At 66.6% G+C, this 26,034-nt stretch carries 23 protein-coding genes and 1 pseudogene; 15 read left to right on the forward strand and 9 right to left on the reverse strand.

Translation table 11 applies throughout. From position 1 onward, the window contains the following. Positions 1-32 precede the first annotated feature (32 nt). Complete coding sequence (locus NI1_RS01805) at positions 33-1,067, reverse strand: AraC family transcriptional regulator (RefSeq protein ID WP_067813400.1); 1,035 nt, start codon at positions 1,065-1,067, stop codon at positions 33-35. Between the two features lie 196 nt (positions 1,068-1,263). On the opposite strand from NI1_RS01805, the gene NI1_RS01810 reads away from it, so the two are divergent. From NI1_RS01810 to NI1_RS01825, 4 genes are all read left to right on the forward strand, one after another. Continuing rightward, entirely contained in the window at positions 1,264-2,529 is a 1,266-nt protein-coding gene (locus NI1_RS01810) for an aldehyde dehydrogenase family protein (RefSeq protein WP_067813402.1), read from the forward strand. An 82-nt stretch (positions 2,530-2,611) separates the two neighbouring features. Continuing rightward, positions 2,612-2,983 carry a DUF952 domain-containing protein gene (locus NI1_RS01815; protein ID WP_067813404.1) on the forward strand — a complete coding sequence of 124 codons (372 nt, stop codon included), beginning with the start codon at positions 2,612-2,614 and terminating at the stop codon, positions 2,981-2,983. Positions 2,984-3,044: 61 nt separating this feature from the next. Next, complete coding sequence (locus tag NI1_RS01820; protein ID WP_067707403.1) at positions 3,045-3,527, forward strand: cation:proton antiporter regulatory subunit; 483 nt, start codon at positions 3,045-3,047, stop codon at positions 3,525-3,527. 62 nt (positions 3,528-3,589) lie between these two features. Then, on the forward strand, positions 3,590-4,717 hold the full coding sequence (locus NI1_RS01825) for a cation:proton antiporter (protein ID WP_439957229.1): 1,128 nt from the start codon (positions 3,590-3,592) through the stop codon (positions 4,715-4,717). Here the strand turns inward: NI1_RS01825 and NI1_RS01830 are convergent. Beyond that, complete coding sequence (locus NI1_RS01830) at positions 4,616-5,431, reverse strand: rhomboid-like protein (RefSeq protein WP_067813409.1); 816 nt, start codon at positions 5,429-5,431, stop codon at positions 4,616-4,618. The two genes, NI1_RS01825 and NI1_RS01830, sit on opposite strands and share 102 nt — an antisense overlap. 184 nt (positions 5,432-5,615) lie before the next feature. Here NI1_RS01830 and eat point away from each other — a divergent pair, with 184 nt between their 5' ends. The 5 genes from eat (at position 5,616) to NI1_RS01855 (ending at position 11,070) form a co-directional block, all read left to right on the forward strand. Then, positions 5,616-7,031 (forward strand): ethanolamine permease, encoded by a 1,416-nt coding sequence (gene eat, locus NI1_RS01835; protein ID WP_067813411.1) that lies wholly within the window; start codon positions 5,616-5,618, stop codon positions 7,029-7,031. Beyond that, a complete protein-coding gene (locus NI1_RS01840) occupies positions 7,028-8,437 on the forward strand; it encodes an ethanolamine ammonia-lyase subunit EutB (RefSeq protein ID WP_067813414.1) in 1,410 nt (469 codons plus the stop codon). Before eat ends, NI1_RS01840 begins: the two co-directional genes overlap by 4 nt. Then, positions 8,434-8,601: a hypothetical protein gene (locus NI1_RS37695; RefSeq protein ID WP_157534892.1), complete on the forward strand. Its 168-nt coding sequence runs from the start codon at positions 8,434-8,436 to the stop codon at positions 8,599-8,601. The genes NI1_RS01840 and NI1_RS37695 overlap by 4 nt, the downstream gene beginning before the upstream one ends. After that, on the forward strand, positions 8,598-9,575 hold the full coding sequence (locus tag NI1_RS39045) for an ethanolamine ammonia-lyase subunit EutC (protein WP_245663021.1): 978 nt from the start codon (positions 8,598-8,600) through the stop codon (positions 9,573-9,575). The genes NI1_RS37695 and NI1_RS39045 overlap by 4 nt, the downstream gene beginning before the upstream one ends. 430 nt (positions 9,576-10,005) lie before the next feature. After that, entirely contained in the window at positions 10,006-11,070 is a 1,065-nt protein-coding gene (locus tag NI1_RS01855) for a YdcF family protein (RefSeq protein WP_084522463.1), read from the forward strand. Between the two features lie 21 nt (positions 11,071-11,091). On the opposite strand, the gene NI1_RS01860 is transcribed toward NI1_RS01855, so the two are convergent. Together NI1_RS01860 and NI1_RS01865 are read right to left on the reverse strand one after the other, a co-directional pair. Beyond that, positions 11,092-12,669 carry a Na+/H+ antiporter gene (locus tag NI1_RS01860; RefSeq protein WP_067813416.1) on the reverse strand — a complete coding sequence of 526 codons (1,578 nt, stop codon included), beginning with the start codon at positions 12,667-12,669 and terminating at the stop codon, positions 11,092-11,094. 73 nt (positions 12,670-12,742) lie between these two features. After that, positions 12,743-13,741: an MHYT domain-containing protein gene (locus NI1_RS01865; RefSeq protein ID WP_067813418.1), complete on the reverse strand. Its 999-nt coding sequence runs from the start codon at positions 13,739-13,741 to the stop codon at positions 12,743-12,745. 440 nt (positions 13,742-14,181) lie between these two features. Between NI1_RS01865 and NI1_RS01870 the strand changes: the two genes are divergently transcribed. The 5 genes and pseudogenes from NI1_RS01870 to NI1_RS36870 all read left to right on the forward strand — a co-directional run. Beyond that, positions 14,182-15,810, forward strand: a complete 1,629-nt coding sequence (locus tag NI1_RS01870; RefSeq protein ID WP_169815523.1) for a serine/threonine-protein kinase — start codon at positions 14,182-14,184, stop codon at positions 15,808-15,810. 101 nt (positions 15,811-15,911) lie between these two features. Further along, a complete protein-coding gene (locus tag NI1_RS01875; RefSeq protein ID WP_157534893.1) occupies positions 15,912-17,135 on the forward strand; it encodes a metalloprotease in 1,224 nt (407 codons plus the stop codon). 63 nt (positions 17,136-17,198) lie between these two features. Further along, positions 17,199-17,807: a DUF4126 domain-containing protein gene (locus NI1_RS01880; protein ID WP_067813423.1), complete on the forward strand. Its 609-nt coding sequence runs from the start codon at positions 17,199-17,201 to the stop codon at positions 17,805-17,807. Between the two features lie 216 nt (positions 17,808-18,023). Next, positions 18,024-19,016 carry a catalase family peroxidase gene (locus NI1_RS01885; protein ID WP_245663022.1) on the forward strand — a complete coding sequence of 331 codons (993 nt, stop codon included), beginning with the start codon at positions 18,024-18,026 and terminating at the stop codon, positions 19,014-19,016. Positions 19,017-19,132: 116 nt separating this feature from the next. Then, a pseudogene (locus NI1_RS36870) lies at positions 19,133-19,627 on the forward strand (cytochrome b); the annotation flags it as partial. An 18-nt stretch (positions 19,628-19,645) separates the two neighbouring features. On the opposite strand, the gene NI1_RS01890 reads toward NI1_RS36870, so the two are convergent. The 3 genes from NI1_RS01890 to NI1_RS36875 all read right to left on the reverse strand — a co-directional run bounded on the left by NI1_RS01890 (position 19,646) and on the right by NI1_RS36875 (position 23,910). After that, entirely contained in the window at positions 19,646-20,749 is a 1,104-nt protein-coding gene (locus NI1_RS01890; protein WP_245663023.1) for an MBL fold metallo-hydrolase, read from the reverse strand. A gap of 277 nt (positions 20,750-21,026) precedes the next feature. Continuing rightward, complete coding sequence (locus tag NI1_RS01895) at positions 21,027-21,611, reverse strand: hypothetical protein (protein WP_067813429.1); 585 nt, start codon at positions 21,609-21,611, stop codon at positions 21,027-21,029. Between the two features lie 682 nt (positions 21,612-22,293). After that, the gene (locus tag NI1_RS36875) at positions 22,294-23,910 is read right to left on the reverse strand and encodes an endonuclease NucS domain-containing protein (protein WP_084522464.1); all 1,617 of its coding nucleotides are present in this window, start codon (positions 23,908-23,910) and stop codon (positions 22,294-22,296) included. A 246-nt stretch (positions 23,911-24,156) separates the two neighbouring features. Here NI1_RS36875 and NI1_RS01900 point away from each other — a divergent pair, with 246 nt between their 5' ends. Continuing rightward, the gene (locus tag NI1_RS01900) at positions 24,157-24,705 is read left to right on the forward strand and encodes an HD domain-containing protein (RefSeq protein ID WP_245663024.1); all 549 of its coding nucleotides are present in this window, start codon (positions 24,157-24,159) and stop codon (positions 24,703-24,705) included. Here the strand turns inward: NI1_RS01900 and NI1_RS01905 are convergent. Then, positions 24,696-25,166 carry an NUDIX hydrolase gene (locus tag NI1_RS01905; RefSeq protein ID WP_067813430.1) on the reverse strand — a complete coding sequence of 157 codons (471 nt, stop codon included), beginning with the start codon at positions 25,164-25,166 and terminating at the stop codon, positions 24,696-24,698. The two genes, NI1_RS01900 and NI1_RS01905, sit on opposite strands and share 10 nt — an antisense overlap. Further along, positions 25,163-25,921, reverse strand: a complete 759-nt coding sequence (locus NI1_RS01910) for a MerR family transcriptional regulator (RefSeq protein ID WP_067815088.1) — start codon at positions 25,919-25,921, stop codon at positions 25,163-25,165. Before NI1_RS01910 ends, NI1_RS01905 begins: the two co-directional genes overlap by 4 nt. Positions 25,922-26,034: the final 113 nt, after the last annotated feature.

Below are 26,034 nucleotides of genomic sequence, written 5' to 3' on the forward strand. Positions count from 1 at the left end.
ACCAGATCCCGCCACGCCGAGGGGAGCGGAGGTCAGGAACGCACGGTCGCGCGACCCCGGTGCAGACGTCCGAAATGTCCGGGTGACTGGCCCTTCCAGGTGCGGAAGGCCGAGGCGAAGGCGGAGGTGCTGGCGTAGCCGAGGCGTTCGGCGGCCTGCTCCACGGTGAGCCCGGCGATGAGCAGCTCCTCGGCCAGCATGCCGACCGTCTCGGTGCTGAGCTCGCGGAAGGTGGTGCCCTCCTCGGAGAGCCGGCGGCGCAGGGTGCGCACGCTGACATCCAGGTCGGCGGCGATGCGGGCCTGGTCGGCGGAGCCGCCGTGGCGGATGAGTAGCTGGCGCACCCGGCCGCTGAGACCGCTGCGGCTGCGGCGGGATTCCATCAGGTCGTTGCATTGCTGTTCGTAGAACCGGGCGGTCGACATATTCGATTGCGGGAGCGGGGTTTCCAGGGTGACGGCCTGGAAACCGATCCGCGACACCGGCTGCGAGAAGACGACCTCCTCGACGCCGAAGACCGCGCCGAACATCTCGTAGATGGGATGGGCCTCCACGTACAGCTCCACGCGCACGGCCGGCAGCCGGATGGGGATGAGGTCCTGCTGGATGGTGGCGATGGCGGCCAGATCGCGTTCCAGGGCGAAGCGGCGGATATCGGCGGGCAGCGCGGTGTCGTCGCGCACCACCCACACCACCTCGCCCTTGTCCTCGAGGTAGTGGTGCGCGGTGCTGAACGACAGATCGGCGTAGCGCAGTGCGATATCCATGGCGTGCCGCAGGTTCGCGCTGCTCATCAACGCGAAGCCGAGCACGCCCAGCGACGGCGGATGGCAGAGCAGTCCGGCCAGCAGGCCGAGGCCCGGTTCGTCCTTGATGCCCTCCACCACATTGCGCATGACCAGGCATTCCTGGATCCAGGTGATCTCACAGGACGGGTCGCGCAGGTCCAGCTCCCGGATCCCGCTGTCCCGCAGGACGCTTCGCATCTCCAGCCCGCGGCCGAGGGCGAAATCGGCGAGGAGAGCCGTGCTGGTGATGGAACGCAGTTGCGCCAACTCTTCCGTCACTCAGGCAGTCTCGCAAACTTTCGGCGTTCGCATGGCCGTTACCGGCGGGTAGGTTGCCTGGCGGCGGCCCATATTCGGTGATTGATGGCCTATTGCGGACTGTTCGCTCGAAACCCTCAGCCATACGGTGTGATTCATGCGCAGCGCGCAACCAACACAGACCCGGGACTCGGTTTCCGGAAAGGTCCATCCAGCGATGCTCACCGTGATCGCACCCGCCGACGGCCGGGTGCTCGACACCATTGCCACGGATTCGCCTGCCCAGGTACACCGTACGGTGGAACGGCTGCGGGACAATGCGGCGCTATGGCGGTCGCTGGGCGTGGTCGGGCGGGTGCACTGGATCGGGGCCTTCCGAAACTGGTTGCTGGACAATCGGGATGAGATCATCGCGCTGCTCGGGCGGGAAACCGGTAAGGCGGAATCGGAGACCGAGGCGGAGTTCCTGCTCGCCCTCGAAGCCGTCGACCACTTCCGCACGCACGCAGCCGAATTCCTGGGCGGGCGGCAGATCCCGGAATCACCGCGGCCGGGCGCGAGTATGCAACTGGCCATCGCCAATCACTCGTGCGAGGTGGTGGGGGTGATCGGCCCGTGGACCTACCCGCTCGCGCTCGCCATGTTCGATGCCATGCCCGCGCTCATGGCCGGTGCGGCGGTGGTGGTGAAACCCTCCTCGGCGACCCCGCTCACCCTGCGCGCGGTCACCGCCGGCTGGGCGAGGCTCGGCGCCCCAGCGGTTTTCGAGACCGTGGCCGGGCACGACGCCGGGCCCGCGGTGCTGGACAGCGTGGACTACGTGCGCTTCACCGGGAGCATGGAGACCGGCAAGGTGGTGGCGCTGCGCGCGGCCGCCCGGCTCATCCCCTGCTGCCTGGACCTGGGCGGAAAATCGACCGCCATCGTGCTCGCCGACGCCGACCTCGATCAGGCGGCGGCCTGTATCGCTCTGGGTGGGCTGGCGAACAACGGGCAAAGCTGCAATTGCATCGAACGGGTGTATGTCGAGACCGACGTCTACGACAGGTTCCTCGGCAAACTGGCAGCCGAGGCCGCCGCCTTCGGGCCGATCGCCGACGACGAGGCCGGAACCGGGGTGATGACCTCCGCCGCCCAGGTCGCCCTCATCCGCGATCAAGTCCGCGACGCCTTGCTCAAGGGTGCGACGCTGCACTGCGGCGGCACCGGAGGCGGTAACTACTTCGAACCCACCGTGCTCGGCGACGCCGACGCCACCATGACGGTGCTGACCCATCAGACCCTCGGCCCCGTGCTGCCCGTGGTTCGCGTCGCCGACGCGCGCGAGGCATTCGACCTCGCGCTCCGCACACCCACCGGTCCCTCGGTGAGCATCTGGACCACCGACGTCACCGCCGGCGCCGGAGCCGTCTCCCGCTTCGCCCCCGCCCGTGTCGGCATCAACGACGTGTCGGTGCACGTGGCGCGGCCCAGCCTGCACTGAAAAGCTGTGCCGGACAAAGATTCGAGCGGTAGGCCGGGCGGTAACGACACGCCGCCACGCGGGCTGCTCTAGTTTGGATCGAATGGAGACCTCAGCACAGACGCCGAATGCGCTGGTACACATCTGCACTCGTGCGGAGTGGGAGGCGGCGCGGCCGACGGGGGAGTACCGCGCGCCCTCGCTGGCGGAGGTCGGGTTCATTCACCTGTCCGCGCCGTATCAAGCCCATTTCCCGGCGAACCGGATCTTCGCGGGGCGGCAGGATCTGGTGCTGCTGCACCTGGATCCGACTCGGCTCGAATCGCCGGTGAAGTGGGAGCCGGGGGTGCCGACCGATCCGCAGTCGATGCTCTTCCCGCACCTGTACGGGCCGTTGCCGGTGGCCGCCGTCATCGAGGTGACCGAGTTCCGGCCCGGTCCGGACGGCACTTTCGCCCCGCTGCCGACCGCCTGAATTGTCCGGTGCGCCCCCCGTGTTCCACCGGCATGTGAGCGCGGTGTCTTAGGCTGGACGAGTGAACGTCGATGTGACAGCGCTGCCCGGGATCGGTGTGCGGAAGGACTTCGAGGTGCGGTCCGGTCGCCGGATCGGTGTGGTGGCGCACCGGGACGGGGCGATCGATCTGATCATCTCGCAGCGGGACGATCCGGACGCTTGCCTGGCGCAGGTGCCGCTGACCACCGACGAGGCCGCGGTGTTGGCCAATCTACTGGGCGCTCCGCAATTGGTGGAGCGGCTCAAGGACGAACACTCCGACCTACCCGGGATCACCACCCGGCAGCTGCCCATCGGTGGTGATTCCCCCTATCGCGGGCGCATGCTCGGCGAGACCGGGATGCGTACCCGCACCAAGGCGTCGATCGTCGCGGTCATGCGGGCCGGGCAGTTACATCCTTCGCCGGGACCGGACTTCGTGCTCGACTCCGGGGATCTGCTGGTCGTTGTCGGTACCCCGCACGGCCTGGACGCGGCCGCGCGGCTCCTGGCCGACGGCTGAGCGCGGTGGATTCAGCCGGCCTAGCCCTGATCGAACTCGGCGCGATCTTGTTCGTGCTCGGCATGATGGGGCGGGTCGCGGGACGCTTCGGCATGTCCCCGATCCCGCTCTATCTGCTGGGCGGATTGTTCTTCGGCACCGGCGGCGTGGTCGAGATGCGCGCCGCCGCCGACTTCGGCCATCTGGCCGGTGAGATCGGCGTGGTGCTGCTGCTCCTGCTGCTCGGATTGGAGTACACCGCAGCCGAATTGGTGACCGGGCTGCGGCGTTCGTGGCTGGCGGGCCTGCTGGATATCGTCGCCAATGCCACGCCGGGCGCACTGGTGGCGCTGCTGCTGGGCTGGGGCCCGGTCGGTGCGGTCACCATGGCGGGCGTCACCTACATCTCCTCCTCGGGCATCGTCGCCAAGGTCCTCAACGACCTCGGCCGCCTGGGTAACCGCGAAACTCCGGTCATCCTGTCGATCCTGGTCTTCGAGGATCTGGCCATGGCCCTCTATCTGCCGATCCTCACCATGGTGCTGGCGGGCGTCGGCTTCCTGGCCGGGATGAAATCGCTCGGCATCGCCCTGCTCGCCATCACCGTCGTGCTCGTGGTCGCCTTGCGCTACGGCCGCTACGTTTCCGCGCTGGTGGACAGCAACGATCCGGAAGTGTTCCTGCTCAAGCTGCTCGGCGCGGCGCTGCTGGTCTCGGGCGTGGCGTCGGCGCTGAACGTGTCGGCGGGCGTGGGCGCCTTCCTGCTCGGCATCGCCATCTCGGGATCGACCGCGCACGAGGCCGCGAAACTACTGGAACCGCTGCGAGATCTGTTCGCCGCCATCTTCTTCGTGGCCTTCGGGCTCAATACCGATCCGAAGGCGATTCCGCCCGTGCTCGCCTGGGCGGTGGCCCTGGCGCTGATCACCGCGCTCACCAAGATCGGCACGGGCTGGTGGGCGGCGCAGCGCCAGGGCATCCGCCGCATGGGCCGCGCGCGAGCCGGAGCCGCCCTGGTGGCGCGCGGCGAGTTCTCCATCGTCATTGCCGCGCTGGCGGTTTCGAAGGGCGTGGACGAGGAGCTGGCCGCGCTGGCCTCGGCCTACGTGCTATTGATGGCCATTATCGGCCCGATCGCCGCCCGGCTGGTCGAGCCGGCTGTCCGGTTCGTCCAGCGCACCCCGCCCAGCCCGGACCCGGTCGGGCGCTGAGCTCGCCAGCCGCCGCGACACCTTCACCGCGATCGCGCCCGTCACGAAACCGATGACGAGCGCGAAGAAATGGCCGTAATCGGTGAAGGTGCGCCCGTGCCACAGCGCGTAGGCGTAGTAGCAGACCAGCCCGCCCGCCCAGATCCAGCGGGCCGGGCCGCGCAACCGGAACGCCAGCACGGCCAGCATCGCCGAAATGCCGTAGCTGGGACCCACATCCGAGGCGAAGGCCACCCGCACCGGAATCAGATCCCGGTCGATGCGCCGTGAGATACCCACCACGGTCAGCACGGTCGCGCCGATATGCCCGATCGCCACCACCAGCATCCAGCGCAGCGAACCCAGCCAGCGTTCGGCCAGCGCCAGCAGCGTGAGCAGGATGAGAATGTCGCCCCACGGGAAGCCGCCATCGGTCCAGAAGGCGGAGGCGACCAGCACCTGGATCGGATCCCGCTGCATATTGCGCAGATTCGTGGAGGCCGACAGGATCAGCCGCCGCCCGACCATGTCGCTCGCGCCCCGCAGCGTCCACCAGGTGACGAAGAGGGTGAAGGCGTAGGCGATGCTGGCGGGCGCCACGGCCAGCACATCGCGATACTCGGCGACGGCCCGGCGCAGTCGCCGCGGACGTCCCCACCAAGCGCGCAGCGCATGGAATTCGGTGCGCGGATCGACGGTGCGCAGCCAGGGTGGCTGATAGCCGGCCAATGCCATCGGTCGATCGTATCGCGAGGTCAAAAGCGTGCTGTGCAAGCGCGATCGGCTCGTCAGACGTAACGCGCGTTAATCCCCGGGGAAAACCTCGGTTACCTCCGAGCAACATGAGTGCGGAGGATCGGGGAGGTAACCCTTTCCTGGGCGCTTGCTCAGGTCGAGTGCGAGGAGTGCCACCCACCTCATGACGACCGCGACCCGAACGGCCCCGGCCCCCGACGACTATCTCGCCAAGCGCACGCTGCGGACCGGATCGGCCGGGTGGTTACTGCTCGCCGGGCTCGGCGTCAGCTATGTGATCTCCGGGGATTACTCGGGATGGAATTTCGGTCTCGCCCAAGGCGGATTCGGCGGGATGCTCATCGCCACCGTGCTCATCGCGGGCATGTACCTGGCCATGGTGCTCGGGATGGCCGAGCTGTCGGCGGCGCTGCCCGCGGCCGGCGGCGGTTACACCTTCGCGCGGCGGGCGCTCGGACCGTGGGGCGGATTCGCCACGGGCGCGGCCGTTCTCATCGAATACGCGATCGCGCCGGCGGCCATCGCCACCTTCATCGGCGGCTATGTGGAGTCGCTGCACCTGTTCGGGATCACCGACGGCTGGTGGGTGTACCTGGCGGTGTACGCGGTGTTCATCGCGATCCATCTGACCGGGGCGGGGGAGGCGTTGAAGGTGATGTGCGCCATCACCGTGGTCGCCCTGCTCGGGCTCGGAGTGTTCGCGGTCGCGGCGTGGGGCGAGTTCGATCTCGCCAACCTCACCGATATCCCCGCCGACCCGAATGCCGTTGGCAGCTCGTCGTTCCTGCCGTCCGGCGCGTTCGGGATCTGGGCGGCGGTGCCGTTCGCCATCTGGTTCTTCCTCGCCGTCGAAGGCGTGCCGCTGGCCGCGGAGGAGGCGCGGGAACCGGAGAAGAACGTGCCCAAGGGGATCATCGCGGCCATGCTGGTGCTGCTGGTGACATCGGGCACGGTGCTGGTGCTCTCCACCGGAGCGCTCGGCGCGGACCAGCTTTCGCGGTCGGGGAACCCGCTGGTGGAGGCGCTGGGCAGTTCCGGCGCGGCCACGGTCGTGAACTACATCGGGCTGGCGGGGCTGGTAGCGAGCTTCTTCTCGATCGTGTACGCCTACTCGCGGCAGACCTTCGCGCTGTCGCGCGCGGGATATCTGCCGACCAGCCTGTCGGTGACCAATGCGCGCAAGGCTCCCGTGCTCGCGCTGATCGTGCCGGGCGTCATCGGATTCGGGCTCTCGCTCACCGGTGAAGGCGCGATGCTGTTGAACATGGCCGTGTTCGGCGCGGCCGTCAGCTACGTGCTGATAATGGTCAGCCACATCGTGCTGCGGGTCCGGGAACCGGGCATGAAGCGGCCGTACCGCACCCCCGGCGGCATTGCGACCACCGGATTCGCCCTGGTCGTCGCGTGCGTCGCGGTGGTCGCCACCTTCCTGGTCGATCCGGTCGCCGCCGCTTGGACGCTCGCCGCGTTCTGCGCGTTCATGCTCTATTTCGGCCTGTACAGCCGGCACCGGCTGGTCGCCAACTCGCCCGACGAGGAGTTCGCCGTGCTGGCCCGAGCCGAGGAGGAACTCGAATGACGATGTACCACCAGCGCATCGGCGGCACCAACTACACCTTCGACGGGTTGGTCGACCTGCTGGCCAAGGCCACCCCGCTGCGCAGCGGCGACGAATTGGCCGGGTGCGCAGCGCATTCCGATGCCGAACGGGCCGCGGCGCAGTGGGCGCTCGCGGAGGTGCCGTTGAGCACCTTCCTCGAGGATCCGGTGGTGCCGTACGAGACCGACGAGGTCACGCGGTTGATCATCGATACCCACGATCGGCTTGCGTTCCAGGCGGTTTCGCATCTCACCGTGGGTGGCTTGCGGGACTGGCTGCTCGCGGCGGCCGCCGCGGGTGACGCGCGGTCGCTGGCTGCGGTATCGCCCGGGCTCACGCCCGAAATGGTCGCCGCCGTAAGCAAACTCATGCGCAACCAGGACCTGATCGCGGTCGCCAAGGCCATCCGGGTCCAGGCCGCGTTCCGCACCACCGTCGGCCTGCCCGGCACCCTGGCCACGCGGCTGCAACCCAACCATCCCACCGATGATCCGCGCGGTATCGCCGCGGCGGTGCTGGACGGACTGCTGCTCGGCTGCGGGGACGCGGTGATCGGCATCAACCCGGCCACCGATTCCCCCTCCGCCACAGCGGATCTGCTGCATCTGCTCGACGAGGTACGGCAGCGTTTCGACATCCCCACCCAATCGTGTGTGCTCTCGCACGTCACCACCACCATGGGATTGATCGAGGCCGGCGCCCCGGTGGATCTGGTCTTCCAATCCATCGCGGGCACCGAAGGCGCGAATTCCGGCTTCGGCGTGAACATCTCACTGCTGCGGGAAGCCAACGAAGCCGGGCGCTCGCTGCGTCGCGGCACCGTCGGCGACAATGTCATGTACCTGGAAACCGGCCAGGGCTCGGCCCTCTCGGCCGGCGCGCACCTGGGCACCGGCGGCATACCGGTAGATCAGCAAACCCTGGAAACCCGTGCCTACGCAGTGGCCCGCGACCTCGAACCGCTGCTGGTCAACACGGTCGTCGGCTTCATCGGCCCCGAATACCTCTACGACGGAAAGCAAATCATCCGAGCCGGCCTCGAAGACCACTTCTGCGGCAAGCTCCTCGGGCTCCCCATGGGCGTCGACGTCTGCTACACCAACCACGCCGAAGCCGACCAGGACGATATGGACACCCTGCTCACCCTGCTGGGTGCGGCCGGCTGCGCCTTCGTCATCGCCGTCCCCGGCGCCGACGACATCATGCTCGGCTACCAGAGCCTCGCCTACCACGACGCCCTCTACGCCCGCCAAGTCCTCGGCCTGCGCCCCGCCCCCGAATTCGCCGCCTGGCTGGAGCAGCTCGGCATGCTCGCCCCCGACGGCCGCATCCTGCCCGTCGAACCCCTCACCTCACCCCTGCGCGCCTTGACGAGCACCCGGTGAACCGCGCATCCCCGCCCTGCCCTGCGGTTCTCGCGCCCGCTTCCAAGACCGCCGGCCGCCGCGCCGACCGCGTCGCGGCCCGCCGCTACCTGCGCGCCGCCCATCTGCTGGACAGCGGCTGCGCGATGCACGCGACGCCCGCCGAGGAAGGACCCCTCGAATGAACCCTCGTTCCGCCGCTCCGGCGACCGACGCCGCTGAATCCCTTGCCGTCCAGGACTTCTGGGCCGGTCTGCGTCATACCACCCAGGCGCGGATCGGTTTGGGCCGGACCGGGGACGCGCTGCCCACCCGCGAGGTCCTGGAACTGCGCGCGGCGCACGCGGCGGCCCGGGACGCGGTCCACAACCCGTTGGACGTGGGATCCTTCGCCGCCGAAATCGCGGCGCTCGGGCTGGGTAACCCGGTCCATGTGCGCAGCCGGGCAGCGGATCGGTCGGAGTACCTGCGGCGGCCCGATCTCGGGCGACTACCTGCCGACTCGAGGCCGGTCGGATCCGCAAGCAACGCGGAACCCTTTGGCGTGCCCCGGATTCCACCCCATGCCGGTGACGTCGCGCGGACCGGTGCGCCGCATCCGGCGGTCGGCGCGTCCAACGGCGCCGACGGTGTGGCGGAGGAGATGGAAGGTGCGTCCGCGGGAGCACTCTCGGCGATACCTGCGACGCACGCCGATATCGGTGTGGTGCTGGCGGATGGGCTCTCGCCCCGGGCGCTGACCGAACACGGCGTGCCCATGCTCGCCGCTCTCGTCGAAATGCTCGGTGAGCGTTACACTTTCGCGCCGCCGGTGATCGCTACGCAAGCGCGGGTCGCGCTCGGCGACCATATCGGCGCGGCGCTCGGTGTGCGGACCGTGCTGGTGCTGATCGGCGAGCGTCCGGGGTTGTCGGTGGCCGACAGTCTGGGGATCTATCTCACGCATCTGCCGCGACCTGGGCGCGCCGACTCCGAAAGGAATTGCGTATCGAATATTCACCCGCCGGAGGGGCTCGGATACCGGCGGGCCGCGCAGGTGGTCGCCGGGCTGGTCGCCGGGGCGCGGCGGCTCGGACGATCCGGGGTGGATCTCAAAGACACGTCGGGCGAATCCGCGCTGGTCGCCGCCGACATGATGGAGTTGGCAGAACCTGCCTGAGGGTAGTTTCGCCCGGGCCGCCGGCGGTCGGCCCACAGCGCCGACCGCCGGCCATGCCGATTCGCGGCGGGTCGATCTCCCGAACCCGATGATCAGGGCCGGACTCGAAGCGGACTGCCATGGCACGGAGCGGTGGCGGCGGGGCGACCTTCCGGACCCGATGATCAGGGCCGGTCCCGAAGGGGACTGCCACGGCACGGAGTGGTGGCGGCGAGGCGACCTTCCGGACCCGATGATCAGGGCCGGACCCGAAGCGGGCAGCACGGGACGGAGCGGTGGCGGCATTCGGTGTGGGTACCGGATTCGGGACGGGCGGTGGCTAGGGTCGGGGTGTGCGTTGCTTGAAATGCGCTGCGGCGGGTGAATCGGGCTCGATCATGAACCGGCGGGCCGGCGATGGGCCGGGTCGGGTGGCGGGCGGGCGGCTACGGTGAGCGCCGTGCATCTGCTGCTCATCGTCGGTGCGGCGCTGGCGCTCTGGGGTGCGGTGCGGGTGGTTCGCGAACCGCGCCGGATGATCTCGACCGGGCTGATCCTGGTGGCCGCCACGGCGCTGTTGACGCTGTGGGCGGTGATCGCGCTGCATGCGGTGGATCCGGGGGTGGCCACCCTGGTCGGGGTGGTGTTGTTCCTGTTGCTGCCGCCGGTGTCGCTGCTGGCGGCGGGGATCGGGTTGCTGGCCAATGGGGTGGTGCTGACCCGTAAGGAGGGCCTGCGGGTCGCCACGGCGGTCGCGCCCATTGCGGGGATCGGGCTGATCGCCTTGCCGCTGTTGGTGTTTCTGTGGTTCGACCCGGACACCGACACCCGGCTGTGGCAATCGGCGTTGCTGCTCTGGCTCACCGTGCTGAGCGTGCTGGTGCTGGTGCAGTTGGTGGCGTTCACCGGGTATGCGGTGCTGTACGCGCGATTGCCGCAGCAGCCGGGAGCGGATGCCGTCGTGGTGCTCGGGTGCGGGTTGCGCGGCGCTGCCGTGACCCCGTTGCTGGCTTCGCGATTGGATCGCGCCATCGACGTCTATCACGAGGAGTGCGCTCAGGGCGGTTCGCCGCTGCTGGTCGTTTCCGGCGGCAAGGGGCCGGGTGAATCCGTCGCCGAGGCCGACGCCATGGCGGATTACCTGGCGGCGAAGGGGATTCCGGCCGACCGTATCGTGCGCGAGAACCGGTCCCGCAATACCGACGAGAACCTGCGCTTCACCGGCCGGGAACTGACCGCGCACGGTCTCGACCCGGCCGAAGCGCGAATGACGGTGGTGACCAGTGACTTCCACGTCCTGCGCACCGCCGGCCTGACCCGCCGCCACGGCCTGCGCGCCCAGGTCACCGGGGCGCGGACCGCCCGCTACTTCGTGCCCGCCGCGTTCCTGCGCGAGTTCGTGGCGGTGCTGGTCACCCATCGCAGCGTGAATCTGATCATCGGCGGATTGTGGACGGCCGCCGTGGCGGCGCTGCTGATCATCGCGTATCTGCCGATCGGCGACCCGGGGCAGTGAATTCGTCTGCGCCGCAGCGGTTCACCGGCGCAGATCGAGGCGGCGCATGACGCGATCCACCACATCGGGTGGGATGCCGGGCTCGCGGCGGGCGGCCAGGGCTTCGGTGCGGCCCGCATCCAGGACCTCGTTGGTGATGGCGCGCATATGCTTGGTGAGCGCGAGCGTGCGATCGGTGTTGAGGCGGGCGTTCTTCTCCGCCGCCTCCGGATCGGCTTGGGCGAGACGGCGTTCGAAGCCGTCGCGCATGCGTTCGTAAACCTCCTCGGGCAGCTGCTCGGTGGTCGAGATCTCCTTCAGCCGCGCCAGTTCGGCCTCCAGCACCCGCTTCCACAGGGCGCGTTCCATATCGCGTTCGAGACCGGTGTCGGCGTGCACGCCGGTGGCGCGCACCACCAGCGGCAGCGTGGGACCTTGCAGCAGCAGCGTGAACAGCACCACCGCGAAGGCGGTGAAGAGGATCTCGTTGCGGCCGGGGAACGGCGCGCCGGTGTCGGTGGTGAACGGAATGGCCAGTGCCAGCGCGACGCTCGCCACCCCGCGCATCCCCGCCCACCAGGTGACCAGGGTCTCCCGCCAGGTGTAGGGCTCATCGACGTCGCGATGCCGCCACCAGCCTTGGAACAGGGCCGTGGTGAACAGCAGCCAGATCAGCCGCAACCCCACCACCACGCCGATCACCGCACCCGCCCCGCCCAGGAATCTCGGCCAATCGGGGCCCGCCTCGCGCAGCACGGTGCTGAGCTCCAGCCCGATCAGCCCGAATGCGAAACCGGTGACCAGCATCTCGGTGATCTCCCAGAAGGAATCACCGACCAGCCGATAGTCGCTGTCGCTGAAATCGGTTGCGGCATCGGTGAGATAGAGCGAGCAGACCAGCACCGACAGCACCGCCGACCCGCCGCGCGCCTCCGACACCCCGTAGGCGGCGAAGGGCAGCAGCAGGCCCAGCGCGACCTGCCAGGGCGCTTCGCTCAGCCGCTGCATGAGTTTGCTTCCGGCCCAGCCCAATACCAGTCCGACACCGACGCCGACCACGGCGGAGACGGCGAAATCGCCGATCGCGCGCCAGGTGGAGAAGGAGCCGGTGACCACCGCCTGCACCGCCGCCGAATAGACGACGATCGCGGTCACATCGTTGAACAGGCCCTCGCCCTCGAGCACCGCGACCAGGCGGCGCGGCAGCCCGAGCTTGCCCGCCAGCGCCGAGACCGCGACCGGATCCGGCGGCGCCACCACCGCGCCCAGGGCGACGGCCGCGGCCAGCGGGATCGCGGGATACCAGGCGTGGAAGACCACGGCCACCGCCGCCGCGGTCACCACCACCAGCACCACCGCGCGCATGCTGATCGCGCCCCAGTTCTCCGCGAACTGCCGCCACGAGGTGCGGCGGGCGGCCGCGTACAACAGCGGCGGCAGCACCAGCGGCAGGATCAGCTCGGGATCGATGCGGATCTCGGGGACCGAGGGGATCAACGCCAGGACCACACCGAATGCCGTCATGAGCACGGCAGGCGCCTGGCCCAGCCGCTTACCGAGCGGCTGAGCCAGGATGGTCGCGAACAGGACCAGGAAGATCAGCTCCAGCTGGTGGTGCACGCCAGCCAGTTAACTGCCGATATGCCGGAATGTCGAACACCGAGCCCGGCTTCTCAGGGATCCGAGTCTTCTCTCAGGATGCCGAACGGTTGCCGCGGCGCTGCTCGAAATCACCGGGCGACCTGCGCGGGAGCGGACCTCGCTCGGCGGCCGCCGGGCCGTACTGCGGGTGGCCGTAACCGGGCAGGTTCTCAGCCGCGCCCAGATTGCGCTGGGCCGGACCGCCGTAGCCGCCGGGGACCACCACGCCGGGTGCGCTCCGATTCGGCTGCGGCGCAGCCTGATCCGGGGCGAAGGCCCAGGCTTCGCGCTGCGCGGGCTCGGGGCGGGTCGATTCGACGACCATGCTGGCCTCGTCCACCTCGGTCAGGCCGACGTGGATGAGCAGCACCATGGTCACCATGCTGACCGAGATCATCAGGGGCGCCAGCAGTTCCATCGCGCCCGCGCCGGCGGGGACGACGCCGCTGTGGCTGGAGTGGTGGGCGCTCATCGAGGCCATACCGGTGTAATGCATGCCGCATACCGCCACGCCCATGATCAGCGCCGCGCCGATGGTGGCGAGGATCCCGTTGATGTGCAGGGTGAACCACAGCGCCACCGTCGAGGCCACCACCGCGATGACCATCGACAGGGTCACCAGCCAGGGGTCGTAATTGATGACCGCGTCGGATTTCATGGCGTACATGCCCGAGTAGTGCATGGCGCCCACGCCGAGTCCGGTGACCGCGCCGCCCACCGGCAGCGACCAGCCGCCCCAGTGCCCGCGCGCCACGATGGACAGGCCCAGCCACACCACCACCATCGAGATGGCGGCGCTGAGCAGGGTGATCGGCACGTTGTAGCGGATCGACGCGCCGTGGATCGAGAAGCCCAGCATGGCGATGAAGTGCATGACCCAGATGCCGGTGCCGCCGATCGCGACGGCAGCCGCGATGAGCCAGCCCTTGCGGCCGTCACCCGAGCGGGCGCGAGCGGTGCAACGCAGACCGAGCAGGGATCCGGTCACCGACATGATGTAGGCCACGATGGGGGTGACCCATCCATAGCTGAAGTGGTGAATTTCCAGCACTCGAACTCCATTGCCAGAACAGGGGTTTCGCAAATCGCATGCCGCGATACGCAATACGCGGAAGCGACGAGCGCACACTACCGGGCGGTTGACCGGATGGGAAATTGAAAGGGGATCTTTCCGGCAAAATACTTCCGGCTGGGTTAATAGGATGTCCAACTAGTCGAGTATGCCCCGGTCATCAAGTCCGCGAAGGGTTTTCACGCCATGCGGAGGCGGAATATCGGCGGGCGCTCGGTACGGCATCGTTCGAACAGAACGGTTTGTAATCAGCGGGGCCGGGGTCCGCCGCCGACCGCGGAGGTTCGTGGGATGTTTGCTCGCGTGCTGCCCGTAACCTTCTTCGCCGGAAGGTCTTTCGAGAAGGCGGTCTGCGCTACATTTTCCGGGGCCGCCGCGCGATTCCGGGTGCGGCCGGCTGCGTGCCGGGGAGGATGATCGTGAGTTTGCAGCCGGGGACGGTGTTCGCCGGATTCGCCATCGAGCGACTACTCGGTGTGGGCGGGATGGGCGCCGTCTACCTGGCCGCGCATCCCCGCCTGCCCCGGCAGGTCGCGCTGAAGGTGCTCACCGGCAACTTCGGCGCGGACCTCAAGACCCGCACCGCCTTCGAACGCGAAGCCACGCTCGCCGCCGGCCTCGACCACCCCAATATCGTTCCCGTCTACGACCGCAGCAGCGCCGACGACGACGCCCTGTGGCTGGCCATGCGCTACATCGACGGCGGTGACGCGGCGGCCCTGCTGACCGAGCAACCCGCCGGCCTGGACCCCGCCCGCGCCATCCGCCTGGTCGCCGACGCCGCCCACGCCCTCGACTACGCGCACGCCCGCGGCGTCCTGCACCGCGACGTCAAACCCGCGAACCTGCTCATCGACACCGCCGGCCGCGCCGGCGAACGCGCGGTCCTCACCGACTTCGGCATCGCCCGCACCCTCGACGACACCGTCACCCTCTCCGGCATCGCCGCCACCTTCGCCTACGCGGCGCCCGAACGCTTCAGCGACGACCCCGCCGACCATCGCGCCGACATCTACTCCCTGGGCTGCACTCTCTACCAAATGCTGACCGGTCGGCCGCCCTTCCCGCGCAAAGACCAAGCAGCCGTCATCGGCGCACATCTGACCGCGCCGCCACCCCTTCCGAGTGCGGTGCGGCCGGATCTGCCCATCGCGCTGGATGCCGTGATCGCGACCGCCCTGGCCAAGTCGCCGCAGGACCGGTACCCCAGCTGCGCCGCCCTGGCGGAAGCGGCGGCCGCGGCATTGCCTCGTGAGGTCGATCCGGAGGATACGGAGTCCATGCCGTCGGCCGCGGAACGCCCACGGCCGGTGACAGTTTCGGGAGGCACAATCCCGGAGTCGGAGCGCCCGACCGATATTCACCCTCCGGTACGGCTACCGGAAGCTGTCGAGCGAAGCGTGGAGGCCGGGCGGGGTGAGCTACCGAATCCGGATGAGGCGCTCGAGCCTGCCGAGCAGGTGCCGCCCGCCACGGCAGCGAGCGCCGGGCAGGTTCAGCCGGGTGGTGCGCCGGCGGGCGTCGTGCGGGCGGAACCGAGTAGTGCGCCGGCGGGCATCGTGCGGGCGGAACCGAATGGTGCGCTGGAGGAGGTTCGGCCGGCGAAGCCGGACGACGTGCCTGGGCAGGTCCGGCGGTTGCCGGCGGGCGGCATCATCGAGCCGGGGCGTGTCGCCGGTGGGCCGAGGAGCCGGCGACGGATGGTGACGGTGTCGGCGCTGCTGCTCGCGGGTGTGAGTGTGGCCGTGGTCGCGGCGTTCGCGGTGCGTGACAACTCGGGATCGCCCGTGCCGACGACGCCGCCCACGTCCTCGTCCGTGGTTGTGTCGCAACAACTTACGCCTAGCACCGTGAGCCGGACCTCCGAAGTGACCACGGCGCCACCACCGATCGAAATACCGCCGTCCCCGGAGACCGAAACCGCGATCACCGCCGCGCCGCCGGTCGAGCAGGCGCAGCCTCGGATCACCGTCCAGCAGCAGGCGAACCCCGCACCCGAGGTGCCCGCGGTGGTTCCGCAGACCCGTGTTCACCAGTGGCCGGGATAACCGGTCCGATTCGTGATGTGTCGCTCCGGAGCGGTGTCTGAAATATCCGATTCCATATCGCTATGACTCGACTCGGCACGGCGGGATGGGGAGCTCTCCTCGTGATCGCGGTGACCGCGCTGCCGGGCTGGGACGGAACTGCCCGCGCGCAGGACGCATCCACCTGCCTGACCGGGTCATTGACCTACACCCGGCCCGATGCCGAAGCCGGCCCGAGCCTACCGATGGTGACCTCGCCCGCGCGAAACGCGAACTGGGCGTTGTTCGATCACGATCACCCCGGATTCGGGGACCGGCCGCTCTCGGCCGGACTCACCGATAACGACGGCACGTTCGACGCGTGCGCCGACGGTGACTCCGGGCGGACCCTGTACCTGGTCTTCGAGGCCGAGAGTTCGACACTGTGGCAGGTGCTCACCAGCGATCAGGGCGTCGAACAGCCCTACACCTTCACCATCCCGGTGGCGGCGGGCACGCACGACCTGGGCGCGGTCGCGGTCCCGGAATCCATGGCCGGCGCGTGGAAGATCCTCGACACCATGAACCTGCTGTGGTGGAAACGCCCGGCCGGCGCCGGGTCCTGCTGGACCTCCCGGCCCCCTCGCGATGCGTGCACCCCGATCTCGTTCGTCTGGCCCTTGACCGGCGACCGATCCGGCGTCTCCTACTTCTCCACCGCCGGACTCGTCTACCTCACCGACGCCGACGCCGACACCCGCCACATCACACTGCACGAGGCCGGGCACAACTATCAATGGCTGTGGCAGGGCGAGCGGTGGGCCCATGCCACCCATTGCAGTCCGCACTACGTCAACCTCGCCTCGTCCCCGTCCTGCGCCTTCACCGAAGGCTTCGCCACCGCGGTAGCCGATCACGCCCTCGGCGACCATCGCTTCGTCTGGGCCAACGGCCAATCCGAAAGCCTCCCAACCGATCCCGCCACCCCCAACTGGGACACCGGCGATTCGGTCGAAGGCCGTGTCAGCGCCGCCCTGCTCGACCTGTGGGACGGCCCCGACGGCGGCTGGGACAAAACGCTCGACATCCTCACGCACACCATCCCCGCCGACTTCCACGACTACTTCTACAACCAGCGCCCCACGGTCGGCCTGCCGATCACCGGCCAGGCGGCGGCCATCGTGCACACCCACACCGTCGACCGCCCCAGCCCGAGCGCCGACCCCCGCAACATCGATCAACCCCACAACACCCCCCTCGGCCCACCCGGCTCCGACGGCGGAGTGAAGCACGAACCCAAACCCGAGTGGAGAGACCGGCATCCGCACTGGGTCAGCCGTCCGCCCCACCCCCGCCCATCGACGTGACATCCGTGCCGAAACCCGCCCGCGCACCGCCACCACACCGAGTCCTGCCCTCACACTGGACCCATGGAGATCACATCCGCAGTAGGCGCCATCCTCGGCGCCTTCGGCCTATCCGGCGCCGCGGGCCTCAACGCCTGGCTTCCCCTGCTCGCGGTAGGCATCGCCGACCGATTCGGCTGGATCGACCTCGGCGACTCCTACCACTGGCTCTCCTCCACCCCCGCCCTGATCGCCATCGGCATCGTCTTCATCCTCGACCTGATCGGCGACAAGATCCCCGCCCTGGACTCCGTCCTGCACGGCATCGGCACCCTCATCGCCCCCGCCTCCGGCGCCATCCTCTTCACCGCCGAAACCAGCATCTCCTCCCACCTTCCACCCGCGGTAGCCGCCATCCTCGGCGCCATAACCGCGGGCAGCATCCACGCCGGCCGCACCGTAGCCCGCCCCTTCGTCACCGGCACCACCGCGGGCATAGGCAACCCGGTCGTCTCCACCGCCGAAGACGGAACCTCGCTAGCCCTCACCATCCTCGCCCTAGCGGTACCGGTCCTCGCCTTCATAGCAATCCTGATCGTGCTGGCAGCCCTGGGCTGGGTGGCATTCCGCGCCACCCGCCGCCTCCGCTCGAAGCGCGCGAAAAACGAACCCGACCGCAGCCTGGAACAATAGGTCGATACGGCTTGCTGAACTGCGCGGGCGACTTCTTACCGAACTGTGAACTGATCGCCTCGCCCGCCGTGTCGGTTCGTCCTGCACCGCCGCCGCGCGCAATCGTGGACCTCGTTTCGAAATCGACACGAGGAGACATGAATGGGTGGGGAGAACGTCCCGCTAAGACCGAACCGGCGCACACTGCTGAGCGCGGCTCTGGTCGGAGGTGCGGGAGTGGTCAGCATCGGGGGATTCCTGTTCGCCGCGAACGAGATCGGCCCGGTCCGGTTGACTGCCCGGCGCATTGTCGACGGCTTGCAGGAGGCTAACGGGTTCGTGCCAGGCTATCGCCGCAACCATGCCAAGGGCATCGCGGTGGCTGGACGATTCGACAGCACCGGTGGCGGCGTCGAACTGTCGGCCGCCTCGGTGTTCCGGCCGGGAACCTATCCGCTCACCGGCCGATTCTCGCTCGCCGGAGGCAAGCCCTTCGCGCCCGACACCGCCGCCGCGCGCCGTGGACTCGGCCTGCGTATCGCTTTGCCGGCGCAGGAGGAGTGGCGGTTGGCGCTGCTCGATATCCCCGTCTTCACCGATGCCTCGGCCCAGGATTTCCACGATCGCACTGCCGCGTACGCTCCGGACCCGTCGACCGGAAAGCCGGATCCAGCGCGGGTGCGGGAGTACGTGGCGACGCACCCGAAAACCGCTGCGGCCCTGGCGATTATCGAACAGCATCCGCCCACCGCGAGCTTCGCCACCTCGACCTTCCACAGCCTCAACGCGTTCGAATGCGTCGACGCGCATGGACGCAAGACACCGGTGCGGTGGCAACTGGACCCCGAAATCGCCGACGCCACCACCGCATCCGGAGACGATCAACTCTTCACGAGCCTGGTCCGCGACATCCGCCGCGCACCGGTGCGCTGGAAACTCGTTGCCGTGGTGGGTATCCGAGGCACGGACCCCACCGATGACCCGACCGTAGCCTGGCCTGCGGACCGCCGCCGCATCGAACTGGGCACCATTGTGATAACCGCTGTCTCCACCGAAACCGCCGCCAATGTTCGAGATGTGAACTTCGACCCCCTGGTCCTCCCGAACGGCCTGGCCGTCTCCGATGACCCACTCCTGCAAGCCCGTTCAGCCGCCTACGCCGAATCATTCCGTCGCCGCGCCGGTGAAACAGCCCCCCGCCAGCCATTGCGAGCGGAGGACTTGGCATGACCGATCCGCTCGAACAATCCACTGTCACCGCCCCACACACCGAACCCGACCACACGGATCACCCTGAACCCCAGGAAGCTTCACCCGAGCCGAACGGCCAACCCACCTACGACCTTCTGGCCCAGTTCCTGCACTGGCTGATGGCCGTGCTGATCGTCGCCATGCTGTTCCTGGGTGCCGCCATGATCGGCACAATCGGCAATTACGGTGTGCTGCTGAGTATCCACCGCACCGTTGGCCTGGCGATCCTGGCTCTAGCCGTAATACGCGTGGCCAATCGGCTGCTGCGACATGCTCCCGCCCCGGCCGCAGCCCTCCCGCGTGCGGAACGCCTGGCCGCGGCCGCCTCGGAACTGACGCTGTACCTACTGTTCCTCATCCAGCCACTTATCGGGTGGGCATTGGTGTCGGCGTCAGGCATGCCGGTCCGGCTCGCGGGCGGCCTGCGACTGCCCGCGCTGGCGCCCGAGAGCGCACGGCTCTACGCCGCACTACATCTCACCCATACCTGGCTGGCATACCTCCTGCTCGCACTGTTCACCGCCCACATGTGCGCGGTGCTCTGGCACACTCTCGCCCTGCACGACGGGCTGCTACGCCGCATGCTCCCGCCCCGTGAGCCCGCACTCCTACCGGATACTGATCGTCTGGAGATCGCTGCCGACGATCACCCGGCCCCCGTAACCCTGCTGGGCCCACTGCGTCCACCGGTCCGCGTCGACGGTCGCGGTGGGGCCGAAGTCGGCGATATGGGACAGCACGAGGGTAGCGACGTCGGCTCGCTCCGCGATGGTGCCAACCTGCTGCACCGCCGTATGTGATTCCGTCATATGCGACTGCGCCGCCGCCGACAGATTGCCGCCCTCGGTATTGATCGCCTCGTGCACGAGAATCTGTGAACCGCGGGCGAGTTCGACGAGATTGTCGGAGTTCGTGGTGTCACCGGAGAAGGTGACGGCGCCGTATTCGGTCTCGAACCGGAACGCGAAGGACGGGAACACCGGACCGTGCGGCACCAGGGTGGCGGTCACCCGCACCCGGTCGTCGCTCATCACCGGAAACGGGGCGGTCGCCGGAGCGGTGTTGGTGTAGCTCGCCCCGATCGCCGGCAGCGCGATCTCATGAACCTCCGCGATAGCACCGGTGTCCTGTAATCCGGTGTCGCGCATCAGCACATTGTCGCTGTACGCGAACGCCTCGTTGCACCGCCGCGTGAGCTCGGCCAGCCCCGGCGCCGGGTTATCGGGTTGGGCCACAGCCGGATTCGCAGTGCCGAACGCCACCGGCAGCCCGCCCGCCGAGCCCGGCCCGTACACCTGGATCGGCGGCGACACACCGTCGGTGGTGCTGGTATCGGTGGAGCCGCCCAGCATGAAGAAGTTGTTGTAATCCGCGACATGATCGGAGTGCAGGTGCGTGACGAAGATGTTCTTCAAAACAGCGAACTTCAACCCCGCCCGGTGGTACTGCCACACCGAAGACTGGCCGCAATCCACCAGATACACCCGCCCGTCGACCACCAGCGCACTCGAGATCCCGGTCCGATCACCCTGCACATAGGGCCCCGCCCGCGTCCCCAGCAGCACGAGCCCCAACTTCGTCGACCCCGGCAACGCCGCCCCCGTCGAACTACCGGATGTGGTGCGCGACTCCGTACTCGACGAACCACAGGCAGCCACCCCCAGCACCGCGGCCACCCCACCGATCCCGGCCAACAACGACCGCCGATTCACTCCCTGATTTCCGTTCGAGCCGTGCTGGCTCCCACCCGAAATACACATGCCGATGACTCCTCAGGCACGGGCCATCCACATCACGAACGGAGAATCTCGACGAAAGACTTCGACCCATCCCCGGGGGCGGCGAACAACACCCGCACCAGCGGCGGCCCCACGATATGCACGAATACTGCGGGCTGACCGCATCCCAGGAATATTTCATGATCAGATTACCGCCGCCGACTCCCCGCTTCGGCCGGAATGACCGATCCGCATGCTCCGGCAAGTGCGGTCATGCTTGCCGCCACCGCAGCCGCGAATCGGTCGCGCTGGTCTCACACACCATGAGCTTGCCCGTCTTGGTGTAACCGGTCGCACCGGCCGAACTACAGAACGCGCCGGGAGTCACTCCCGTCCGCGGCGCCGATTCCGACGGAGCGGGCGCGACTGCCGGAACCTCGACAGGAAGCGGTGCCGCCACCGCCACGCTGGTGGATATCGGCGGCTGGACCGGCGCGGCCGCCGGGGGAGGAGGCGCGGGCGCATCGGTCGTCGACATGACGGCTGCCGGCACGGAAACGAGGGGAACCGGAGCGGCCACTGTCGTCGTCATGACCGTCGTCGTGAACGCCGGTGCCGATGTGGCAGCGGCAGTACCGAGCCCAGCACCCTGACCTTGCGCGGCAGGCGCCGAATCCTGTTTCGGCGCAACCACTCCGATCAGAATGAAAACCAGCATAGATGCGCCCAACACCCACCCCGCGGCCTTCCTGCTACCGATCCGCGCCCAGCGCACCCGCCCGCGAACCAGCCCGATCGCACCGACAATAACCATGCCGATCCAAACAAACACGATCATGGTGGCCAAGAATTGCATGAGCTCTTCCCCCTCGGTGCGACGCTGCTACAAGATCCATTCGACCTTCGAACAGCCGACACCAGAAGAGTCGTAAGCCCTCGCAAGACGTTACCGATACCCGAAACAACGGGCCTTTCCTACATAAAACCTGTACGGGAAGCGTGTCCGAATGATCCGCATTCCAAAACTGTTGCGCCGTACCGGGATTGGTCGTCAAACGAGAATCGGCCCCGGAGCCGTAGCTCCGGGGCCGATCATCAGGTCGAACTAGTCCAGATAGTCGCGCACTAGGAATGGCTGTGCGCTGTGCGGGTACGTGGTCACCGAGGTAGCTGATGAGCGTGACACCCTCCGATATATTTGACTGAGCTGTCCGCAACGCCCCGCGCGCAGAGACGGGAGCAGGTCGTCGAGAGCTTGGCCGACACCGGCGCGCCGCCCCCGTTCTCGGGAGGCGGCGAAACGGGAGGTACCTCATCTCGGGGTGGTGATCACGTTCCTGGGCAGAGCGGTGTTGTGCGTGGAGGGTGAGTTGGCGCGGGTTGTCGGACACGGCGACCCAGATGGGTTATGTCCGAACGGTTGGCAGGTCAGAGTAAAGGCGACCGGCCATTATCGTCCCGCTTGGAAGTTACCCAATGCTGTGCTGTGGAGAGAATTCTTCGACTGTTCGATCTCTCAACCAGGTATGGGACTTGCGTCACATCCCGCTAATTGGGTACCGATACTGTGAGGCTACTAAGTCGACGGATGTTGAGTACCGATTGAGAAACATGTTAGCTGTAAACAATTTCCCACGAGGGGTTATGTACTCCATGATTTGGCGGTACGCCGTTGGTTCCCTAGACGAGGAATAGCTTTGTGGGACACCGTCCTCGATCAGCCAGATACGTTGTTCGTTGGCGGGTGAGAATTCGAATGGATTCTGTCCGATCGTCTCAAGTAGGACATATTTGAGCCCGAGATGGCGAAGTAGGATCTCATCCTTGACCCATCCCACTCCGGAGATATTGTGAATATGCCACTCGATTGTGTCGCGATATGTGAGTTGAAATGCATCGAGGATGTCTCGTCCCCAGCCGTTCCAGATCAGTGTGCCTCTTATGTATCGCACCTTGTCCGAACCTATCTCGGCGAAGCCAATGATGCTCGGTAGGAAGTTGTCCATTTTGTTTGGCCAGCCGTAGACCAGTCCGCCGAGCAGGTCGCATGGGTTATATACCTGGATTGCAACTGTACCTTCATCCGTATCTATCTCTGCTTCCTTGAGCCACTCGTTGACAAGGAGAGTCCAATCTGTATTGCCAACGAGGCTGCCCTCTACCTCTGCAAGGAAGCTCTTCCATCTTGTCTTTAGTGCAGGGCTAGCTGCTCCTCGGAACTGGACTTGATTATCGCCTCGGTCCTCGCCGGTTAGGAATTGGTATAGGTCGTCTTCTTCGTAGGCGTCTGTATTGCTGAAGGCTCCAGACCCAAGGTATCGCTGAAGTTTCCAGTTCTTGTCGGAAGAAATGTTTCCCAATAGTCCAGGGTAAGCACTTTCGGTTATGTTGTTGTATCTGTGATACAAATCTGCAATATAATTGCATAGATGGCACAATGTTAGATATTCGACTGGATATTCTGCTGCGAAGGGTTCAGGTCCGTCGTATCCGCGCAAGATTATCGGGGATGCAATGCTCGTGTTGATTCGGCCGATGGCAAGATATAGTCCAAAATGGTTGGGTATGTTATCGGGGGCTGCGATGCGATCGAATTCAACACCAAGTAAATCTTCGGCGCCGATATTCCTGGCCTCTTTTGCGAGCCTGGACCAAGCATCTGCTCGGTCATTTTCGGACTTGAAGAAGTACATGATATGAATTGGAGTGATCCTGGATTCAAAAGCCTCGGCCAGTAACCTCACGCGGTTTGCGGATATCGGCGTACCAGTTTGGTCGACGACAAGTTGATAGCCCCGTAGATCGTGATTCCAATCCCGGGCCATATTGCTTACGGGGACCAGTAGTTCAGACCAATCAGTAGAAACGATAATCGTCCTAATCCGGTCAGGTGCTAGATGGTTCTCCCTGCACAGGAGTTCTGTATATTTAGTGACCTCATGAAGTGCTTGGCGGGATGTTGTCTTGGACCGTTTCAACTCGATCACAACCCACATGTTGTGTCGATCGCGAGCAAGTATGTCAATGCTGCCGCGCGTCCCGTTGGCGTTTGAGAGCCGGAACTCTTCCAGCTGCGCCGGGCGTAGGCCGGGCTCGATCAAGTGGAGGTTCTGGACGAGGTGGCGACGAAGCTGATGCTCTGAAGGCGGCTGCATATCGTCAAAATATATTGTGGCACTGACAGATTCGCACGGCGATTCGCCACGGCACCCGTGTGGCGTCCGATGGTTCCCAGCAGGTGGCCGAGTCCGTGGGGGCGATTTTCCGCCCGGAAAGGTTGTGCGCGTGTGTGTCTGAGTGCAAGCTGTTGAGGCACGTTGTCGTTATGTGGTCTGAGGTTCACGTCTTCACAAGTTCGTTGCAACGGTGGAGCAGGTGGCAGCTGGCCTACTGTGTGGGGTGTGAGCGTGACTGCCGACTTACGTATCTGGGCCGCCGACATCGCGCGGGTGCAGCTTGTAGGTCTCCCGCGCCGTTGGAAGCACACACAGGGTGTCGCCCGGCAGGCCGAGCGGGTGAGCGCGTTAGTCGATGATCCAGATCTGCTCGTAGCTTCGGCATGGCTTCATGATGTGGGCTACGCGGAGCATCTGGCACATACTGGATTCCATCCGCTCGACGGTGCGCGCTTCCTCGCCGCGATCGGAGCCTACGAGCGGATATGCGGGTTGGTTGCTCACCATTCGTGCGCGTGCGTCGAGGCACGGAACCGAAATCTGATGATCGATTGGGCTGACGAGCGAACCGCGTTGCGGGACGCACTGTGGTGGGCGGACATGACGACCACTCCGACCGGAGGGATCACGGACGTGTCCAGCCGGATCGAGGAGGTGCTCCAGCGGTATGGGCCCGATCATGTGGTCGCGCGGTCGGTCTTGGAGTCGAGGAGTGAGCTCCTTGCTGCGGCCGAGCGGACCGAGCAAATGATCTTCGATCAGGCTCAGGTGTAGTACGGCTCGGACTGTTCTTCGAGACTGCGCTCGATACGGAGCCAAATCGATGGATGGATTCGGAGGTTCACGAGTTCTTCGGGATCCGTCCATTCGACCGCTTTGGATTCAGAACTGGTCTGCAAGTCTCCGCCGACCGGATCTGCCGTGAAGCAGATCGAGAACTCCTGACGGACTTCGCCATCGTCGTAGGCGATCACGTGATCGGGGTTCGAGAAGATCCCAACCAGGTGCGTGACTGTGACGTCGATGCCGGTCTCTTCCTTCACCTCCCGGATGACCGCCTGTGCCGGCGTCTCGCCGAACTCCATGCCGCCGCCAGGGATCGAGTACATGTCGTTGTCAGTACGATGGATCATGAGAATCTGCCCGTGCTCGTTCCGGACCACCGCGCTGACCGCCACCTTGAGGCTGTTCGCCTTCGGCGCGTTCGGGTCCTGGTAGTGGTCGGTGCGCGTCATACCCTGATCCTGGAGAAGTCGGCGGCTTCGGAAATTGACCAAACATGTTCCAAGCTGGTCATGTACGTCTCGAACAAGTCGCCCGCGGGCAGTCTGCGTAGATGCATCGCTGGTGCGTATGCCCCCGGCTGACCGAAGACGTGCATGTTCACGATCATTTCATCATCGAATCTGAAGATCGAGTTGTAGAGGGTCGTGCCGTGGAATCGGATGTCGACTCCGTCGATGTCGCTGAGCGTTTCGACCAATGCCAGCGCGTTCCTGATCCGCGCTGGCACGGTGCCAGTGGCGAGCCGTTCCTCTCCGCTGCGCTTCGCCGCCTCGTCGGCCAACGGATCTCCGAACAGCATCCTGGCGGAGAGTCCCTGCTGAGTCTTGACCTTGACTGTTTTCGTGAACGCCGGTTCTTCGGCCAGGAAAAGGCCAGCCAGAACCAAGACGTCCATCCGCTCGGAGCACTCCTGTAGGAGACGAGTCCACAGGTCTGCGGGAATCAAACTCCGGTGCGGATAGACCTTGACGACTTCCGCCTGAGCGACTTCGGTTCGCCGCTCCGGTGCAATCGCGTCCGGCCAGAGGTACGTCTCGGACTCATGAACTAGCGCCGCGAGTGCGCGACGGTGCTTCGGGTATGGAATCCGGCCGGTATTGATCCATCGCTCAACAGTTTTCGCATCGACGCCTAGGGAATCGGCTGCGCTACTTGGATCAAAACCGCTGCGCAGCAAGGCATCTTGAAGGCGGTCATTCGACACTGCCCTTACCTCCATGAGGACTTCCTGGGACGAGTTTATGGCCCTGGAGACGTCCGAACAAGTCCCGTTCAGGTCTGATGCCGTCCATGCCGGATCGAGTTCCCTTGTGACAC

Source organism: Nocardia inohanensis NBRC 100128 (genome assembly GCF_001612945.1).
GTDB lineage: Bacteria > Actinomycetota > Actinomycetes > Mycobacteriales > Mycobacteriaceae > Nocardia > Nocardia inohanensis.

Excerpts from the sequence above, each read along its gene's own strand:
- NI1_RS39045 (WP_245663021.1), top strand. The coding sequence starts at position 8,598 with ATGAACCCTCGTTCCGCCGCTCCGGCGACCGACGCCGCTGAATCCCTT.
- NI1_RS01830 (WP_067813409.1), bottom strand. The coding sequence starts at position 5,431 with ATGGCATTGGCCGGCTATCAGCCACCCTGGCTGCGCACCGTCGATCCG.
- NI1_RS01815 (WP_067813404.1), top strand. The coding sequence starts at position 2,612 with ATGGAGACCTCAGCACAGACGCCGAATGCGCTGGTACACATCTGCACT.
- NI1_RS01825 (WP_439957229.1), top strand. The coding sequence starts at position 3,590 with ATGATGGGGCGGGTCGCGGGACGCTTCGGCATGTCCCCGATCCCGCTC.
- NI1_RS36875 (WP_084522464.1), bottom strand. The coding sequence starts at position 23,910 with ATGCAGCCGCCTTCAGAGCATCAGCTTCGTCGCCACCTCGTCCAGAAC.
- NI1_RS01895 (WP_067813429.1), bottom strand. The coding sequence starts at position 21,611 with ATGCAATTCTTGGCCACCATGATCGTGTTTGTTTGGATCGGCATGGTT.
- NI1_RS01840 (WP_067813414.1), top strand. The coding sequence starts at position 7,028 with ATGACGATGTACCACCAGCGCATCGGCGGCACCAACTACACCTTCGAC.
- NI1_RS01810 (WP_067813402.1), top strand. The coding sequence starts at position 1,264 with ATGCTCACCGTGATCGCACCCGCCGACGGCCGGGTGCTCGACACCATT.
- NI1_RS01880 (WP_067813423.1), top strand. The coding sequence starts at position 17,199 with ATGGAGATCACATCCGCAGTAGGCGCCATCCTCGGCGCCTTCGGCCTA.
- NI1_RS01905 (WP_067813430.1), bottom strand. The coding sequence starts at position 25,166 with ATGACGCGCACCGACCACTACCAGGACCCGAACGCGCCGAAGGCGAAC.
- eat (WP_067813411.1), top strand. The coding sequence starts at position 5,616 with ATGACGACCGCGACCCGAACGGCCCCGGCCCCCGACGACTATCTCGCC.